Genomic DNA, 18071 nt, shown 5'->3' with positions numbered 1-18071 from the left:
AGGCCGATTATTCCAGCACACCCTCGGATTTCAGCCGGTCCAGCAGCTTCAGGGCGCGGGTCTGGGTGCGCTCGACATAGGCCTCGGTCGCGGGGCCATCCATCCAGAAGGCATTCATGCCCGTGTCGGCGGCCTTTTGCTGAAACTCGGGGTTGTCGAAAGCGGCCTTGAACCCTGCGGTCAGGGTCGCCTTGATCTCATCCGGCGTCTCGGCGGGCACGGCCAGCACCCGCATGCCGCCCCAGATCACGTCATAGCCCAGTTCGGTGAAGGTCGGCACATCCGGCAGGCTGGGATCGCGTTCCGACCCCATCACGGCCAGCACCTTCACCTGCCCGGCCTCAGCAGCGGAAGACACGGTGGCATAGCTCAGGCTTGCGGCGTCGTTTTCGCCCGAGATCAGCGCCTCGCGCTGTTCGGCCGAGCCGTTGGGGAAGGGCACGTGGTTCAGTTCGACACCCAATTGCTCGGCCATGTCGAGCGCGTGCAGGTGCCAGATGCCGCCGATGCCGGAATCGGACACGGTGACTTCACCCGGCGCTGCCTTTGCGGCAGCGATGAAATCATCCAGCGTGTCCCAGCCGGTGTCCGCGTTGACGGCCAGAACCGTGGGGTAAAGCGTGACATTGGCAAGATAGCTCAGCGAGGCGGTGTCATACCCCGGCACGAGATTCTTGTAGGGCACGGTGATCATGCTGTCCCAGGTCAGGGAGCCGATGGTATAGCCATCGGGCCGAGACTTCATCAGCCGCAGCGTGCCGACACCGGACTGTGCGCCGGTGACATTCTGGGTGCGGATGCCCACCCCAAGCGGTTCCTCGGCATAGTGAAGGAAAGTGCGCATGACAGTGTCGGTCCCACCGCCCGCGCTCCACGGCATGATGTGGGTGATGTCCTTTTTCGGGAAATCCTGTGCGCCGGCGGCCAGTGTCCCGGTGGCAAGAATTGCCAGGCCGGTCAGGGCTGTGCGCAGAGCTTTCGTGAAAGCCATGTTTGGTCCTCTCTGTGATGTTATTGCGGAGCCGCCGTATGCTTGAGGTCCGCTTTTCTAAGTGTATCTCCCCGAGGGGCGCGTGAGATGTATACAGAACAATATACAGACCAGAGTGCATTGCAACGGTTTTTGTTGGAGCCCCTTATCACGCACAGGGAATATCACGGAATCGCCCATGAAATCAGCCATTGCGCCCGCGATCGCGGGATGAGTCTCGACCATTTCGGGTCCGGGCGGTTCGGTGCAGACACTGCCAGTTCGCACCTGTGCTGCGGTCGACCCGGCCTGGTGTTATCCGCCTGCCGTAAAGTTCCGGGGTCGAAGTCCCGCGTGAAACCAGGTGACCATCGAATAGATGTCATAGACCGGCAGTCCGCTCGCCGCCTGCACCGCAGCGCTGTAAGGCGACATATTGGTGCATTCCAGCACGATAGCGCCAACATCCGGGTTCTCGCGCACAAGGCGCCTCGCGGCTGCGACCACATCTGCGCAGGCCAGCGCCAGATCGAGATCCTGCTTTTCGGCCTTGATGATGGTGCGAAAGAACTCTGTCCCGTCCTCGGTCCCGGCCACCGGAGTGTCGAGCGGGACGTTGATTCCGTTCAGATGGGCTGGCGTCAGCCCGGCGGAATTGATCGTCACAATGCCCGGTCGCTTGCCCGGTGGCAGGGTGGCCTGCACCCAGGGCACCTGCATCATGGAGGATGTCGCCACCGGCACGCTCACCGCTTGGGCCAGTTCGGCCTGGTAGATGGACAGGAAACCGCAATTCGTTGTGATCGCCTCTGCGCCCAGGTCGACCAGGTCGCGCGCAGCGGCGATGAAATCATCCAGCAGCCCGCGCGCGCCGTCACAGACCACCCGGTCCGGGCTGGCGCCCCGCACGATCCGGTAAATCACCGGAAAGGGCCATGTCCGCGCATGTCCCATCTCGCCATAGACGCGGGCAAATCGCGCCTCCAGCATCAGGATGCCAAGGGGTGCGCCATACAGCGCCTTTCCGCCGCGCGCCACATGGGTACCGGGCGCACCATAGGGTTGAACCGGATCATTCATCAGCGGAACCGATCAGAGGAAAACGGGGCAAGGTCGATTTCGGGGGTTTCGCCCGTGACCAGCTGGGCGGCGAGCCGGCCGCTGCGCGCCGATGAAACCAGCCCGACATGGCCATGCCCAAAACAATGCACGACACCCTTGATGTTCCGTGCGGCAGCGATCACCGGCTTGCCGTCCGGCAGGCTGGGCCGCAGCCCCAGCCAGACCCGCGCATCGCTGGTATCCAGGCCCGGAAAGATCGCGGCAAGGTGGGTCCGCATGATCTCGGCCCGGCGCCAGTCCGGCGCCGCATCCGGGCCGGCGATCTCCACCTGCCCGGCGCAGCGGATACCCTGAGCCAGCCGCGTGATCACCACCTTGCGGTCGCTCACCATCACCGATGTTGTTGGCCCGGGCATGTTCGCGCCGCCCTCGACCGTCACATGGTATCCCCGCTCGCTCTCAAGCGGCACACGGTCGCCAGCCTTCCTGGCCAGCGCCGCCGATCTGGCGCCACAGGCGATGACGGCGGCATCGCAGGCGATCTCCCCTTGTGATGTTTCGACGGCCCGCAGCCTGCCATTCTCGCTGCGAAAACCGGTTGCATGGGCCGCAATCCGCCGCGCGCCCATCGACTGGGCAAAGCTGACCAGCGCCGCGCAATAAGCGCCGGGGTCCAGGCATTGCCCGGCCTCCGGCACGTTGACGGCAAAGGTGTAGGTTCTTGCCAGATCCGGCTGGCACCGGGCCAGTTCGGGCCCCTCGATTTCGTCACAGACGATCCCCAATTCGCGACGGATACGCCAGCCAAGCCCATCGGCCTCGTAACTTGCGCGGTCAGGATAGATATGCATCAGGCCGCTGTCGGCATCGATCAGCTCTGGCACGCCTGCACGGGTTGCAATCTCTGCGTGCAGTTTCGGCGCGTCGATCAGCAAGGTGCGCAATTCGGCTGCGATTCCGCGCAGTTTCTGTTCCGTCGCCCCCGCCGACAGATACTGCAGCAACCAGGGCAATGCCTTGGGCAGATATGCAGGCCGCAGGCTCAACGGCCCAAGCGGATCGCGCAGCCATTTCGGCACCTGTTTCCAGATCCCCGGCGACGTGGGCGGCGTCACCGAATGTGACGACAACCATGCGGCATTGCCGAAACTGGCCGCCTGCTCTCCGCCCGGCGGGCCGGGATCAACCAGCACCACCTTCAGCCCTCGCTCGGCAAGCTGAACGGCGGTGTGAGCGCCGATGATTCCTGCCCCAAGGACAGCGATATCCGCCTTCATCTACAATCCTTCCCCATTCCGAAAGCCTTGACGCCCTTGCCTGCATTGATGGCAGTCATCGCTGGCACCGTTCAATTCTGCCGCTGCTGCCATCGACGCGCAGGATGTCTCCGCCGCGCATGTTGGTCCAGAATGTGCCTTCCGGCGCCACCACCACCGGCACCTCCGCCAGGATCGCGCCCTGCGTCACCGAGGGGTCGGGCATTTCCCGCAGGATCAGCGCCGCCGGATGGGTGTCATGCATCTTGAGCTGGTACAGGAACCGCCATGCCCCGGCCGACCCCCGGCTCGCGGGCAGCACCAGCACCCGACCGGCAACACATTCGCCGCACAGATCGCTGGAACGCCCCACCACCCGGCCCGACCGGATATCGAGATCACCCAGAAACGAAAGCGCCGTTTGCGAGACCAGGGCGGCGCCATCCGCCACGCCCCTGACCACGCCGCGTGCCTGCCACGAAGTCTCAGCCATTGCGGCGACTCCGGGGCACGAAACGACCGGTGACCGCCGATTCCACCGCCAGTTCACTGGTTGTGAACAGCGTCGGGCACTGGATCATGTCGCGCACGTAATGTGCCTGCTTGGCGCTGTCGACAAGGATCGTCCGCAGGGTCGGTGGCGTGACCCCAAGCGCGGGGTCCGGCGAACATGTGCAGGCGAAATGACAGGAAATCGGGCAGGTATCCGTGACAACCCGCGCGCCCGAGGCCAGGAGCGGGGCCAGCAGACCGGCCTCGCGCGCCGTCTGGCGCACCGCGCGGCTGGTGGTGATCCAAAGCTCCACGCCCGGCGCAACCCGACGCCCGGCCAGCAGTTCGGCATAGTATTTCATTTCCTCGAATGACGCGTGTGGACAGCCAAGATGCACAAGGTCAAACCCGGCTTCGCCCCCGGTACAGAAGGTATCGAACACGCCGGCGATCTCCGCCTCAGCAATCTCGATCTCCGGCAGACCAGGTGCATCAGCGTCTTCGCCGAACGGCGGCGTCGCGCCCGGCAGGATGAACATCGCCACCCCGCCCGAGGTCGCCATGCCCACCCCCAGGGCATCAAGTTCATCCAGCGAAGGGCGCCTGCGGATCCCTTGGATCAGCGGCACGCCGCTGCCCACCGCCGTTCCGACAGCATAACCAAGCGCGGTGAATTCCGCGGTGCCGCGGGGCTGGGCCGAAACCGTGACGCGATGGGTCGGCTGGCGGTTGCGGTCCAGATGCAGCCCAAAGCGAGGATAGCGCCCGGTCATCCCCGCATAGACCGCAAAATAGCCGTCGCGGTTTGACCGGGCGCCCAGCACCGAATTGGCAAACACCGTCACCCCGCTTTCGATCGAGGCGATATGCATGTTCCAAGTCGGCCAGTGTCCGGCCCAGTAGGGCGTGCAGGTAAAGGAGGTCGCGCTGCCCATCCTGCGGTGGGCGGCTTCTGCACGTTTCTGCAAGCGGCCAAGCGTTTCGGGGGCCCCGATGCCCTGCCAGTCGCCCATATCGGCATTGGCAATATTGGTGGACGCCGGCACCACCATCCGTGCACCCTGTTGTGCAGTGGCCTCGATCAGCTCCACGTCGCCCTTGTACAGCGCCATGCCCGCATGGACATGGGCATAGCCGATGTCGACCATGTCCGGCGCATCATAGGCCTCGCCCAGCTGGACCAGCGCCGACATCGCCTGCTGCGCCGCCTCGCCCGCGGCCCCGTCCAGCAATGTTTGGTCGCGCTCGGACAGTTGCATCGGTCAACTTCCGATCCGGAGCGTGGCGCGGTCGCGCCGCAGCGCGGCAAGGATGCTGAGCGCCACCAACATGCTGGTGCGGTTATTCTGCGGCGACGGATAATTCTGGGAGGTCATCTCGAGCGACGCGGCGCTGGCCTCGACGCTGAGCGTGTGGCGTGCACCGGGCAAGGTACCGTCGGCAAAGATGCGCACCTGTGTCCGGTCCAGCCCGATCCCCACCAGCCCCAGCGTCACCGCCACGTTGAAATGGCGCGGAAAATGCCCTGCCGCCTCCCGCGCGCTGCCCTCGAACACGGGCACCGCGCTCTGTTCGGCCAAAGCCAGGTCGATGCCGTTGTCATGGATGAACGGCTCGTGTGCAAAGGACGACGGCTTGATATGCGAGGTCAGGGTTACAGAGGTGATCTCGTCCTCTGACGCTGCGCGGATGATATCCAGCCCTGGCAAGGTGCCACCGGCAATCTGCAAGGTGGCGCCGGTCTCTTCGGCGATGTCGATCAGGTCAAGGTTGACGGCAAGCGCGCCAACGCTCACGGCGATGACATGGCCACCGGCCCTCAGGGTCGGTTCGACCACGTCGCGAAAGCCGTTATAGGTGGCGCATTCCACGAGGATGGCACCGTATTGCGGTGCCTCGGACGCGGAAATCACCGGGACCTCCAGACCGAACTTTGCGGCATTCGCGGCGGCCTTCTGTTTGTCACGTGCCGCGATGGCGACGATCCGGAGCGCTTGCGAGGGATCGGCTGTCAACTTGGCGGCGATCTGCTGGCCCACGTTGCCAAAGCCGCCCAAAACGATCCGCGTCGTATCTGTCATGCCCTTGCCGCCCTCACGAATGCCTTGACTGATATCTGTACTCTGTCATGTATACAGGTAGATATGCAACTCCAATTTCATTGCCTTTCAAGGATCCGCCATGAACGACCGCGCCCCAGTTACCCGCTCACTTGCTGCCTTCGTTTCGCGGTTCGACCCAACCGCCCTGCCCGACGAGGTGATGGCCTATACCCGCAAACTGGCCAGTGACGGCATCGGCGTGCTGTGCGCCGCCACGCATAAAAGCGTGACCGCGGCGCAGGGTATCGGCAATTTTGCCGAGGACATTGCCGGGCCCGGCGCCTGCACTCTGATCGGGCGGAATCGCAAGGTGGACCCGGTCAGCGCCGTGCTGGCCAACGGGACCCTCGGCTATGCCGCCGATTTCGAACCGCATCACCCCGAGGCGATCCTACATCCGATCGCCGTGATGATCCCCACCGCCCTCGCCCTGTCCGAGGCGCATGGCCGGACCGGGGCCGAGGCACTGGCCGCCGTGGCGCTTGGGTGCGAAATGACCTACCGCGTTTCGATGGCAATGAACCCGCGGGAATTGTACGATCGTGGCTTTCACCCCTCCGCCGTCGCAGGCAGCTTTGGCGCGGCTGCCGCCGCTGCCTTCCTGCTGCGCCTGAACGAGGAACAGACCGTGCGCGCGCTTGGGCTTGCCGGCCTGCAAACCTCGGGCCTGCTCGCATGGCAGGATGACCCGCGCGAGGATGCGCGGCCTTTCCAGATGGGATTGGCGGCGCGCAACGGCGTGATGTCGGCGATGCTGGCCAAACGTGGCTTCGGCGCGCCGGACCGCATCTTTGACGGCGGTCACACCGTACTGGATGCCTATAGCCGCGTTGCCGATCCCGCGCCGCTGACCGCGGAACTCGGCACCCGATGGGACGGGGTGATGGAACTGGCGATCAAGCCCTATGCCTCGGTGTCCTTCCTGCACCCGGCTCTCGATGCCCTGGTGGGACTGCTCGAGGAACATGCGCTGACCTCCGATCAAATCGCCAAGATCAGCCTGCGCTTTGCCGAGGCCGGGGCGCATTGCGTGGACGACAACCCGCTCAAAGGCCATTCCGCGCAGTATATCCTGCCGGTCCGGGCGGCGATGGGACGCCTGTCGTTTCTCGATCTGTTCATCGACCGCCGCGAGACCGAGCCCGAGGTTGCCCGCCTTGCCAAGACCGCCGAGGTGATCCGAGACACTGGAACCTTCAACGACGCTTTCCCGGATTTCTACATGGGCGAAGTCATTCTCACCCTGACGGATGGCCGGACCCTTGCCGCGACATCGAAAGTGGCGCGTGGCTACCCGGAACAGCCGCTCAGCCAGGACGAGCTCGACCTGAAATTCGCGGAGGTAACGACCGCCGTCTGTTCGAAGTCTCGCAGCACGGCACTGGCCCAGGCATGCGAAACGCTGATCAGCGCGCCCGATGTCTGCGCGCTCATGGACTTGCTGGCGCAGGCCCCCGATGCCTGACCCTGATGGTGCGTTGACGCCGAAGTACGACAATACATACAATCCGGCATACAGAACGAAATCCGAGGGCCCCGCGCGATGAACAAGAACAACAAGGCCGCAACCGAGGCCGTTCACGTGTCTTCCTCTCATCGCGCCCATGCGCAGCTGCGAGAGCAACTTCTCCGCTCCAGGTTCCTGCCCGGGCAGAAGATCAACGAGGTCGCCCTGGCCAAGGAACTTGAAATCAGCCGCACCCCCCTGCGCGAGGCGCTGAACCGACTTGTGGCCGAGGGATTGTTGATGGACCGGGAACGCGGCTTCTCGGTGCCGGGGCTGGAGCCGGAGGTCATTTTCGACCTCTTCGAAGCACGGGTCGAGATCGAATGCGCGACGGTGCGGCTGGCCTGCGAACGGGCCGAGGAAGCGGAACTCGAGGCGCTGTCGGACTTCCTGGACGAAAGCATGGCAGAACCCCCGGATGCCTCTGTCGACCGGCTGATCGAACTCGACATCCGCTTTCACGACACCATTGCCGAACTGGCCCGCAACAAGGTGTTGCGGCAGTTGCTTACCAATATCAACGGTCGCATCCACCTGATCCGCTGGATCGCCATGGAAGGTCAACGCGATCGCACGCAGAATCAGCACCGCGAGATCCTCGATCACATCTGCGCCGGCGATACCGAGGCTGCAATCGCCGTCATGCGCGACCATATCCTGCACCGCAACGAGGATATTCTGGCGGCGATCAAGGCCGCTTACGGGCATGTCTATACCCGTTCTTCATCCTGAACCCGCCTTGAGGACCGGCATCCCCAAGGAGGAATTGAGCCGATGACGCATTACATCATCATAGGTGCCGGATCGGGAATTGGTGCGGCGCTGGCGCGCCAACTGGCCGCGCCGGGGATCGGCTTGTTGCTGCACACCGGTTCCAATGCGGATCGTCTGGCCGGTGTTGCCGAGGCCTGTGAAAAGGCGGGCGCCACCGTCTCCACCTGCCTGGGCCGGACCGAAGACCCGACATTGATCGACAAGATCGCAGCATGGCTGGACCCCTTGCCACCAGGCGCGCTGAGTGGGTTTGCCTTCGCCGCTGGCTACGCCAAGCTGGGCACCGTCGAGACCACCGACACCGCCGCGCTGCACGCTGCGCTGGAGGCGATGCCGGTGGCCTTCCAGCGCCTCTGCACCTACATCGCACCGAAACTGGCCGATCATCGGGGGCGCATCCTCTGTGTCAGCGCATTCGGCGCCCACCGGTCCAAGACTCACAGCTATGCCCCCACCGCCCCCGCCAAGGCCGCGCTGGAGGCGCAGGTGCGCGTCTTCGCCGCCAATCTTGCGCCGCGCGGTATCACCGTCAACGCCGTGGTGCCGGGCTTTATCTCGAAAGATGCCGGCACCCATTCGTCGCTTACACCCGAGCAATGGTCCGAGGTGACCAAGACGATCCCGATGGCGCGGCTCGGCCAGGCCGCGGAAGTTGCAGCGACCGCGGCCTTTCTGCTGTCGGAGCCGGCAGGCTATGTGACGGGTCAATCCCTGCATGTGAACGGTGGGCTGACCCTCTGACCGGGCCGGCAAGGGTCCTTCGTGAAAAGTTCTGCTTTAATATGCTTGGCGCAAGCGCATCACGGGCAGTGCGCACCGTCGAGAACTATCGATGCTGCTGGAATTACATTTACGGGATCCTAGCAGGTTCGCCGCATCCAACAGGAGACGCGGCCATGTGGCGGAGGCTGGACGCGCTGGGTGTCCCTTGCATGGCTCACCGGTAATCCCGTGTCACCGGCAACCCGGTGTCTGCGAAGGCCTTTGGCGGGCGATGCCGCTGAAATGCCAACCGGACTATCGAGGCGGCGGAAAGCATCTATGCCGCACATGGTATCACCACCAACATCTTTGTCCCGACCCATGGCAACTAGCTGTTTGCCTCGGGTTAATGTCGGCAATCCGTCGACCTGGCCGCAGACCGGTGATCAGGAAGTTTTTTGCATGTACCAGGCGGGGCAGGCGCTAGGGGACACTCCGCGCTGCTGTCACCCGCGAAAAGCCGGCCATGTTGGCATAGCCACCGACGATGGCTTTCCTGTCGTCATGGGACAGGACCTTGTCGATGGACTTGAACCCGGCGGGGGCACGCTTTTCAACTTCGTCGATCACACGCTCCGGGCCACCGATGCGATTGGTTCGAACCACTTCGGCGGTTTTGGGCAGGCGATCCTTTTCGTATTGCCAAAGTGCTGCGCGGGGATGTTCCGCCTTGGCCAGTGCATCGGCGAGGCAGCGTGCGTCGAGGATCGCCTGTGATGCGCCATTCGACCCCACGGGATACATCGGATGCGCCGCATCGCCCAGAAGCGTGACACGGCCGAAGGTCCAGCGCGGCAGCGGATCGCGATCTGCCATCGGGTATTCGTAGATCGTTGGAGTCTTCTTCACCAGCCCGCCGATATCCATTCCTGGAACATGGAAGCGCAGGGCGTGCGGCAGAACTTCGGCCAGCGAGACCTGGCGCGACCAGTTGTCGGGCGGAGGGGTCGAAATCTCGGGATCCTTGATGCGGACGTTGACGACCCAGTTCAGCAGCTGCTTGCCCTTTTCGGCGGGTGCGATCGGGTAGAGAACGAACTTGCCTCCCAGACCGCCGCCGATGGCCATGCTTTCGCCGTCTTCCCAGACCGGCCATTCCGCCGCTCCCCGCCACATAACCACGCCCTGCCAGGACGGTGCGCCCTCGTTCGGATAGAAATGTCGCCGCCCTGCCGAATGGATACCGTCGGCGCAAAGCAGAACCTCGGCCCGGTGTGTGGTTGCGTCGCCGCCCTGTACAGAGTCGGTGAAATGGGCGGTGACACCCGCTTCGTCCTGAATGAAACCGGCCAGGCGACGCCCCGTGTGTATCTTGTCTTTGCCCAGCCGTTCGACAACCGCGTCATAGATGACCTTTTGAAGACGGCCCCGATGAATCGAGAACTGCGGCACCTCATGCCCGGCATGCATGCCGCGCAGTTCGTTCCAAACCTCCTGCCCCTGTTTTGTCAGATAAGTCAGCTTGCGGGTGCGGACACCGACCTTGTCGAGCGCGTCGAGCAGTCCGAGATTGGCCAGTTCCCGAATGGCGTGGGGCAGCACGTTGATGCCGACCCCAACCTCGCGCACTTCGCGGGCGGCTTCGTAGATTTCGACGGAAATACCACGTTCATGCAGCATCAGGGCGGTGGTCAGACCGCCGATGCCCGCGCCTGCAATCAGGACGGTCATGGATCACGCCTCTTCGGGTGGGAGGAAATCGACCTCGTGCTTGGCCGAGATGGCGACGACGTCTGCCGGGTTCGGCTCGGGCCCGAGATTGTGCAGCGCCCAGAAAAGATCGAACAGCTTGCGAGTTGGAGCGACCCAGAACAGGCATTTGATGCTCTGGTCGGTCTTGTTGTAGATGCCGTGCGGAATGCCTTTGGGCAGCCGGATCAGATCGCCCGGTTCGGCATAGGTTTCGACCCCGTTCAGCAGCACATCAAAACGGCCTTCCAGAACGTAGATGAATTCATCCTGCGTGGGATGAATATGCGGCGGCACAAAGGTGCCTTTTGGGAGGGTCGCGTGCCAGGCCATCGAGTTTTCGGACTTTTGCTTGGGCACATATGTCTGGCCAAGTATGTTCCAGCTAATCTCTTCGATACCGGTATTGGATTTCGTGACGCCTGGTATCATCTCGGGGTCTCCTTGGACTTTAGACGTGGAGGAAACGATCCTTAACCTCGGGGGTTGCAAGGATCTGTTCGGTGGTGCCGGTCCAGACGACGCGGCCCTTTTCGATCACGATGTGGCGGTCAGCGAACTTGGTGAGCGCGTCGACGTTCTTGTCGATTACCAGGATCGCTTCGCCTTCCTGTTTCAGCCGCGCAAGACAGGACCAGATATCGGCGCGGATCAGCGGCGCCAGGCCTTCGGTTGCCTCGTCCAGCACCATCAGCTGCGGATTGGTCATCAGCGCGCGCCCGATGGCCAGCATCTGCTGCTCTCCGCCCGAAAGCTGGTTGCCCATATTGCGCCGGCGCTCTTTCAGGCGCGGAAAGAGGTCGTAGATCTTGTCGATCGTCCATTTTCCGGGACGGGCCGTTGCCCGCAGGTTTTCCTCGACATTCAGAGTGGGGAAAATCTGGCGGCCTTCGGGGACATAGCCCAGACCGGCCATCGCAATCTTGTGGGGATCGGCCCCTGTCAGGTTCTTGCCGCCAACCTTGACGCTGCCCGCGCGCGGCTTGACCAGACCGAAGATCGATTTGATCGTGGTGGTCTTGCCCATACCGTTGCGGCCCAGAAGGGTGACGACTTCGCCCTCCTTCACGCGCAAGTCGATGCCAAACAGGATCTGGCTTTCTCCGTAGCCGGCCTCAAGACCGTTAACGTCCAGCATCACACCAGCTCCTCTTCTTCCCCAAGATAGGCGGCGCGCACCTCGGGGTCGTTGCGGATTGCTTCGGGGGTGCCGGTGGCGATGATGCGGCCGTAGACCAGTACCGACACGCGGTCAGCCAGGGCAAAGACCGCCTCCATATCGTGTTCGATCAGGACCATGGTAAAGCGGCCCTTCAGCTTTTGCAGGTTCTCGACAAAGCTCTCGGCGTCCTCGCCCCCCACTCCGGCCAGCGGTTCGTCCAGCAACAGAACCTTTGGCTGCGTCGCCAGCGCGATGGCCAGTTCCAGCCTGCGGTGCTCGCCGTGGCTGAGCGAGCGGGCAAGCACCTGCGCCCGGTGGTCGAGCCCGGCTTCGCGCAATGCGGTCATCGCAGCGGTGTTCAGCGGCGCTTCGTCGGCAACATTTCCAAAGAAGCGGAAGGAGGAGCCTTCACGCGCCTGAACGGCCAGCGCAACGTTTTCCAACGCGGTAAAGCCGGGCAGAATGGACGTGATCTGGAACGACCGGGCCAGCCCCAGCTTCACCCGCTGCGGCATCGTCAGGCGGGAAATATCACGATCGCCGATGAAAACCGAACCGCTGTCGCAGTTGAGCTGGCCTGAGAGTTGCGAGATCAGGGTCGTCTTGCCCGCGCCGTTCGGGCCGATGATGGCATGAAGTTCGCCCGACTCGACCGAAAGAGACACGTCGTCCGTGACCTTGAGCGCGCCATAGGATTTGCAGAGATTGGAAACGCCCAGCGATGTCATTCCTGCCCCCTCACGATCCCCATCTTTCGCAGCAGGCCGGTGATCCCCTGCGGCGAGAAAAGCACCATCAGGACAAGGAAGATGCCGAAGTAGAGCTTCCAGTTTTTCGACAGCGCACCCAGCCATTCCTCAAGCAGCAGCGCCGCGACGGCTCCGGCAATCGGTCCGGCGAGGTTGCCGACACCGCCCAAGACGACCATGACGATCAATTCGCCTGACTTGTGCCAGGACATAAAGGCGGGCGAGACGAACTGTGCCTGATTTGCGAGCACAACACCTGCAATGGCAGTTATGCAGCCCGAGATGACGAAGGCCGTCAGCTGATAGCGGAAGGGCGAGAAGCCGATCGCCTCGATACGTGTCGGATTTTCCCGAATGCCGGTCAGCACCCGCCCGAAGCGCGAGCCGACGATGCGGTGGCACAGCGCGAAGAGCGCGATCAATATGGCGAGCGTGACGTAATAAAGTCCGTAGTCGGTGCCCAGCAGGTCCAAGCCCAGTACGGTCGACCGATGTGCCAGCGCCACGCCATCGTCTCCGCCATAGGCCGAGAGCGAGATGAAGAAAAAGAAGGCCATTTGCCCGAAGGCTAGGGTGATCATGATGAAGTAGACCCCCCGCGTTCGCAGAGAAATCGCTCCGGTGACAAAGGCAAAGACCGCAGAGATGCAGATCGCGAAGAGGATCTGAAGGATCAGGTCGTTGACCCCGTAGCTTTGCAGGATCGCCACCGCATAGGCTCCGAACCCAAGATAGGCGGCGTGGCCGAAGCTGACCATCGCGCCATAGCCAAGGATCAAATCCAGTGCCATCGCGGCGATGGCATAGGCAAGGATGCGCGTGCCGATCAGAATATAGAACGGGTCGTTCAGGGCCGAAGCCAGCGGTGGCATCAGCGCGAATAAGACGAAGAGGACCAGCGCGGCCTTTACCCGTCCGGACAGCGCCGGGCGGTCGGGATTCATTGCGGTCGCGGTTTGGTCGGTCATGCGCGTCTCCCGAAGAGGCCGGCGGGTTTGGCGAATAAGATCACGGCCATCAGGATGTAGACGAGCATCGGGGCAAGAACGCGGCCCATCTGGCCGGCGGCGGAGGGATCAAGGATCGAGCGCAGCACGATCGGGCCGAAGACACCGCCAAGGGTATCGACCACGGCAACCAGCAGCGCGCCGAGGAACGCCCCCTTGATCGAGCCGATGCCGCCGATCACCACGACGACAAAGGTCAGGATCAGCACGCTTTCTCCCATGCCGGTATCGACCGAGAGGATCGGCGCGACAATCGCCCCGGCCAGGCAGGCCAGAACAGCACCGAGGGTAAATACGATGGCAAACAGCCGGTTGATGTCGACACCAAGCGCCGAGACGGTATCGCGGTTGGTCGCCCCTGCCCGCAGCAGCATTCCGACGCGGGTATAATTGACCATCACGAAAAGACCAAAGGCGACGGCCAGTCCGGTCACGATGATCGCGATCCGGTAGACCGGGTATTGCAACGGGCCCATCAGCGGCACCGAGCCTGAGAAAATCTCGGGCATGGGCACCGAAAGCGGCGAGGTGCCCCATATCATCTTGACCGCTTCGTTGGTGATCATGACGAGGCCGAACGTGGCGAGCACCTGATCCAGGTGCGATCGCGCGTATAATCGTCGCATCACAACGAACTCGACCACCAGCCCGACGACAACGGCGGCCGGCAGCGTCAGCAGGAGGCCCCACCAGAAGCTGCCGGTCGCCGCCGCGAAGGTGGCGATCAGATAGGCGCCCACCATGTAGAGGACGCCATGGGCCAAGTTGATCACGTCCATGATTCCGAACACGAGTGTCAGCCCGGCCGCGATGAGAAACAGCAGCACGCCAAGCTGCACGCCGTTCAGAAGTTGCAGGACAAACAGGTTCATCATGGTCGTGATCCTTCTGGCCTTGGTCTCAGATCACATCTTGCACAGGGACGCGTAGTTATCGACGTAATCGTCAAAGATCTTCTCTTTGATCGAGGTGCCATAGAAGCCATCGTCGCGCTTTACCGCCTCGACCAGGTAGAAGTCCTGGATCGGGAAGTTATTGGAGCCGAAGGAAAAATCTCCGCGCGGGCTGTCAAAGTCCGCCTCGTGGATTGCGGCGCGCAGCGCGTCGCGGTCGGTGAGGTCGCCACCAAGCTTCTTGACGGCGCTGTCGATCAGCTGGGCCGCGTCATAAGCCTGCATCGCATAGGTGCCGGGTACGGCGTCGTACTTGGCGATATAGGCATCGACGAAGGCCTTGTTGGCTTCGTTATCCATATCGGGCGCCCAGTTCGCACCGCCCAGCATACCAACAGCCGCATCCTGAGTGGCGGGCAGCGTGGTTTCATCCACCGTGAAAGCCGACAGGAACGGAATCGAAGAAAGGCCCGCCTGGCTGTACTGCTTGACCAGGTTCACGCCCATGCCGCCGGGCATGAAGGTGAAGACCGCGTCAGGCTGGAACGCGGCGATCTGCGCCAGTTCGGACGAGAAGTCCAGTTGCCCGAGCTCGGTATAGACTTCGCCCGCGGTCGCGCCGGTGTAGGAATGTTTAAAGCCTGCCTGGCTGTCCTTGCCCGCCTGGTAGTTCGGCGTCATCAGGAAGACGTTCTTATAGCCCATCTTCTCGGCATAGGCGCCCATCACCTCGTGGTTCTGGTCGTTCTGGTAGGAGGTGGTGAAGAAGTTCGGGTTGCAGGCTTCGCCGGCCAGGGTCGAGGTGCCGGCGTTGGTCGAGATCAGGATCGTGCCGGTCGAGGTGACGGGCTGAACCATCGCCATCAGGATGTTCGAAAAGATCGGGCCGACGACGAAGTCGACATTGTCGCGAGCGACGAGTTCGCGTGCCTTTTCAGCCGCGAGGTCCGGTTTCCCCTCATCGTCGACCACGATGATCTCGGTTTTCATGCCGCCGATGTCGCCGATCTTTTCGGCGGCCAGCACGAAACCGTCTCGGGCCTGTTCGCCGAGCGCTGCGGGCGGCCCGGATAGGGTATAGACCAGGCCGATTTTCAGCACGTCATCGTTGGCCGAAGCGGGAACGTCCTGCGCGATGGCCGTGGTGGTCATACCCATGGCCAGCAGGGTGGAGGCGAGCAGTTTGGTGTTTTGGTTCATCATGAACTCCCTGGTTGATGTCTGCGGCTTCTGCCGTCTTGTTGGGCTGTGTGCCGGTCCGCTCGGCGCGTCACCATCGCATTCAGCGGCGCGACGCGTTGCGCAAGCGAGCAAATTTCTGAGTCACCCCTCCTCGCCCAGCACGGTGTGCAGCATTGGCCCGTCGGGGTCGGCCAGCGCATCGATGACATTGAAATGGTGACGGTTTGGAGCGACGACATTCTGAGTCAGGCAGCCCAGCCCGGTCCAGATGTTGGACAAAAGCTCGGACTGGCGCAGGAATTCCTGCCTCTCCCCACCGCCGACCCAAGTGGTCAGCCGCACCCCGTTCAGCGGCCGTTTCAACGCGGGACTGTTGGCAATCGCTGTGTCCATATCCAACTTCAGTGCCTCTTTGCGCCACATGAAGGTCAACGGCCGCAAATCGTGAAGACCCGAGATCGACAGCACATGGGCCAGGCGGTGCCGGACGCTTTGCTCCAGCGGCGTGTCTTCGCACATCATAGCGGTGACGAGGTGGCCGCCGGCGGAATGACCGCTGAGAACCACCGGACCCGAGATCTTTCCTGCCGCGTGGGTGATCGCGGCACCGATCTGCGCGGTGATCTCGGCAATGGTCACATCGGGGCAAAGATCATAGGACGGGATTGCGACGGCCCATCCCCTTGCAACCGGACCGGCCGCGAGATGTGACCAGTAGGACTTGTTCAGCGCCATCCAGTAGCCGCCATGAACAAAGACAAAAAGGCCCCTCGGCGCGCCAGCCGGCAGGAAGAGGTCATAGCAGCACCGCTCTCCCTCTCCGTAGGAGATGTCGAGATGCGAGTTTGCATTGGCGCGGAATGAGGCAGATGGACCTTCCCAGGCGGTCGGATAGTCCGACCCGCCAGGGATGTTACGCCCGTTTTCATAGGCGTCGTCCCAGTCTGTTACAGCGAAGGCAACCATCGCGCACTTCCCATTTTAGTCTTCTTTTGCTGGACACCCAGGCCGATCACGCCGGAAAGGGTACCTGTCTTTCGCGCCATGGTTACCCGTCTCTGAATATACTTCAAGCTGAAACCTTTTGTGCTTGAAATATATTTTCGCCGCTGCCTAGCCATTCACCTATCACTCCTGAAACCAAGTGGGGGTACCGGATGGCCAGTCGCCATCCGGACCCCGATAGACGACATCCTCCCGGGAAGCGGTGCCGAATGAATGGCTGCGGATGTGGCCGAGAATGCCGAGGGCGTCCCGCCACATGGAGTCAAAATTGCGTGACCGCTTTCTGGCCGAGCATAAATTGATCCGGTGCTGCCTCAACGGGATGCAGTATTGGCACCTTCCGTTACTTTCGATGCGATCAGCGCGATCAATATGCTGCATAGCTTCCATGCGGCTTGCACATCCGGGCTTCGGTCACCCGGCGCTCGGGTTGACCCCAAACCTTGCCCGGTAATCCTTGGAAAACCGGCCGAGATGCGAAAAACCGACTGAATAGGCCACTTCGGTGACGTTCTCCCGGTTCCTGCGCCGCGCCAGCCGATACCGGGCCGCGTCCAGCCGCACATCGCGCAGATACCGCATCGGCGACATGCCGAAAGCGGCCTTGAAACCAATTTGCAAGGATCGGACGTTCAACCCTGCCTCGCGCGCTATGTCCTCGACCCTGAGTGGCTCACAGAGATTGGCGTGCAGATAGTCCAGCGCCCGCCGCATCTCGCGCGAGGTCGGGGCGCGGCGCGTGCGCCAGAGCATATGGCTCACGTTGCTTGGCTGGTTTTCGAGCAGAACCGTCGCCAGTTCCCGTTCCGCCCAGGCTTCGTTGAGACCGGCGGTGCCACACCAAAGCTCACCCTCGCCGGCCGCCCGGGCGGCTGCGACGACCTGCGCAAACAGGTGCTGTCCGCCACGTGTCGTCAGATCTACGCGCGGGTCAAAGCGCACTGCTCCGGGCAACTCCGCGCCGATCAGGTCTTGGGCAACCTGCTCGAGAAATCCACGGTTCACTTGCAAGAGAAGTTTCCGACACCCTTCTTCCCAGGTCATCTGCGTGTCGCGGTCGGGGTTGAGTATGGTGGCCGTGTCGTGGCCGGCTTCGACCGTTTCGCCCCGGTGACAAATGCTGGCGCGGCCGGCCAAGGGGAATTGCAGCAGGTAGAAACGCTGAAGCTGGCCCGGGTCGATGTGGACTTCTGCACCGTACCCCAATGCGTTCAGCGACAGCTCGGTGCCACTCACGTGGTCGTGGCTAACCCGCAGGCGGGCGCCGCGCCTGATGTCGAGTTGATGGTCGCAGAACGCCTGCCCGACAATGGCCCGCGCTTCGAACAGGTCCTCTGTTCGCAAGATGGGAAATCTTGACAGCAGGTCTTTCGATACCGAGAGCGCGGCCTGTTCCATGTCGCAACTCTGGGCGACTGTCACGTTTATTTCAAGCTTGAAGCACCCCTGCTCCAATTGG

The 18071-nt window shown here is 62.7% G+C and carries 18 protein-coding genes; 3 read left to right on the top strand and 15 right to left on the bottom strand.

The annotated features are described in order from the left end of the window. Nucleotides 1-7: 7 nt before the first annotated feature. The 6 genes from CVM52_RS00310 to CVM52_RS00285 form a co-directional block, all read right to left on the bottom strand. Nucleotides 8-991, bottom strand: a complete 984-nt coding sequence (locus CVM52_RS00310) for a Bug family tripartite tricarboxylate transporter substrate binding protein (protein ID WP_100160732.1) — start codon at nt 989-991, stop codon at nt 8-10. Nucleotides 992-1285: 294 nt separating this feature from the next. After that, on the bottom strand, nt 1286-2050 hold the full coding sequence (locus tag CVM52_RS00305; protein ID WP_100160731.1) for an aspartate/glutamate racemase family protein: 765 nt from the start codon (nt 2048-2050) through the stop codon (nt 1286-1288). Continuing rightward, nucleotides 2050-3309 (bottom strand): NAD(P)/FAD-dependent oxidoreductase, encoded by a 1260-nt coding sequence (locus tag CVM52_RS00300; RefSeq protein WP_100160730.1) that lies wholly within the window; start codon nt 3307-3309, stop codon nt 2050-2052. The genes CVM52_RS00305 and CVM52_RS00300 overlap by 1 nt, the downstream gene beginning before the upstream one ends. Nucleotides 3310-3364: 55 nt before the next feature. Beyond that, nucleotides 3365-3781: an aconitase X swivel domain-containing protein gene (locus tag CVM52_RS00295; protein WP_100160729.1), complete on the bottom strand. Its 417-nt coding sequence runs from the start codon at nt 3779-3781 to the stop codon at nt 3365-3367. Then, complete coding sequence (locus CVM52_RS00290) at nt 3774-5039, bottom strand: aconitase X (protein ID WP_100160728.1); 1266 nt, start codon at nt 5037-5039, stop codon at nt 3774-3776. Before CVM52_RS00290 ends, CVM52_RS00295 begins: the two co-directional genes overlap by 8 nt. A gap of 3 nt (nt 5040-5042) precedes the next feature. Beyond that, nucleotides 5043-5861 (bottom strand): aspartate dehydrogenase domain-containing protein, encoded by an 819-nt coding sequence (locus tag CVM52_RS00285; protein WP_100160727.1) that lies wholly within the window; start codon nt 5859-5861, stop codon nt 5043-5045. Between the two features lie 100 nt (nt 5862-5961). On the opposite strand from CVM52_RS00285, the gene CVM52_RS00280 reads away from it, so the two are divergent. The 3 genes from CVM52_RS00280 (at nt 5962) to CVM52_RS00270 (ending at nt 8904) form a co-directional block, all read left to right on the top strand. Continuing rightward, entirely contained in the window at nt 5962-7347 is a 1386-nt protein-coding gene (locus CVM52_RS00280; RefSeq protein ID WP_100160726.1) for an MmgE/PrpD family protein, read from the top strand. 78 nt (nt 7348-7425) lie between these two features. Then, nucleotides 7426-8121 carry a GntR family transcriptional regulator gene (locus CVM52_RS00275; protein WP_100160725.1) on the top strand — a complete coding sequence of 232 codons (696 nt, stop codon included), beginning with the start codon at nt 7426-7428 and terminating at the stop codon, nt 8119-8121. Between the two features lie 42 nt (nt 8122-8163). Continuing rightward, nucleotides 8164-8904, top strand: coding sequence for an SDR family NAD(P)-dependent oxidoreductase (locus tag CVM52_RS00270; protein ID WP_100160724.1), 741 nt, complete (start codon nt 8164-8166; stop codon nt 8902-8904). 444 nt (nt 8905-9348) lie between these two features. On the opposite strand, the gene CVM52_RS00265 is transcribed toward CVM52_RS00270, so the two are convergent. The 9 genes from CVM52_RS00265 to CVM52_RS00225 form a co-directional block, all read right to left on the bottom strand. Further along, nucleotides 9349-10596: a flavin-dependent oxidoreductase gene (locus CVM52_RS00265; RefSeq protein ID WP_100160723.1), complete on the bottom strand. Its 1248-nt coding sequence runs from the start codon at nt 10594-10596 to the stop codon at nt 9349-9351. Between the two features lie 3 nt (nt 10597-10599). Beyond that, a complete protein-coding gene (locus CVM52_RS00260) occupies nt 10600-11046 on the bottom strand; it encodes a cupin domain-containing protein (RefSeq protein WP_100160722.1) in 447 nt (148 codons plus the stop codon). Between the two features lie 19 nt (nt 11047-11065). After that, entirely contained in the window at nt 11066-11752 is a 687-nt protein-coding gene (locus tag CVM52_RS00255) for an ABC transporter ATP-binding protein (protein ID WP_100160721.1), read from the bottom strand. Then, nucleotides 11752-12504 carry an ABC transporter ATP-binding protein gene (locus tag CVM52_RS00250; protein WP_100160720.1) on the bottom strand — a complete coding sequence of 251 codons (753 nt, stop codon included), beginning with the start codon at nt 12502-12504 and terminating at the stop codon, nt 11752-11754. Before CVM52_RS00250 ends, CVM52_RS00255 begins: the two co-directional genes overlap by 1 nt. Beyond that, a complete protein-coding gene (locus CVM52_RS00245) occupies nt 12501-13493 on the bottom strand; it encodes a branched-chain amino acid ABC transporter permease (RefSeq protein ID WP_240620809.1) in 993 nt (330 codons plus the stop codon). The genes CVM52_RS00250 and CVM52_RS00245 overlap by 4 nt, the downstream gene beginning before the upstream one ends. After that, a complete protein-coding gene (locus CVM52_RS00240) occupies nt 13490-14407 on the bottom strand; it encodes a branched-chain amino acid ABC transporter permease (protein WP_100160719.1) in 918 nt (305 codons plus the stop codon). The genes CVM52_RS00245 and CVM52_RS00240 overlap by 4 nt, the downstream gene beginning before the upstream one ends. Nucleotides 14408-14437: 30 nt before the next feature. Beyond that, nucleotides 14438-15625: an ABC transporter substrate-binding protein gene (locus CVM52_RS00235; protein ID WP_100160900.1), complete on the bottom strand. Its 1188-nt coding sequence runs from the start codon at nt 15623-15625 to the stop codon at nt 14438-14440. A gap of 123 nt (nt 15626-15748) precedes the next feature. Next, the gene (locus CVM52_RS00230; RefSeq protein ID WP_100160718.1) at nt 15749-16573 is read right to left on the bottom strand and encodes a hormone-sensitive lipase; all 825 of its coding nucleotides are present in this window, start codon (nt 16571-16573) and stop codon (nt 15749-15751) included. A gap of 453 nt (nt 16574-17026) precedes the next feature. Then, complete coding sequence (locus CVM52_RS00225) at nt 17027-18010, bottom strand: AraC family transcriptional regulator (protein WP_100160899.1); 984 nt, start codon at nt 18008-18010, stop codon at nt 17027-17029. Between the last annotated feature and the right edge of the window lie 61 nt (nt 18011-18071).

Source organism: Pseudooceanicola lipolyticus, from assembly GCF_002786325.1.
Taxonomy (GTDB): domain Bacteria; phylum Pseudomonadota; class Alphaproteobacteria; order Rhodobacterales; family Rhodobacteraceae; genus Pseudooceanicola_C; species Pseudooceanicola_C lipolyticus.
The sequence above is the reverse complement of the archived record's forward strand: the minus strand, read 5'-3'. Positions and strand labels throughout refer to the sequence as shown.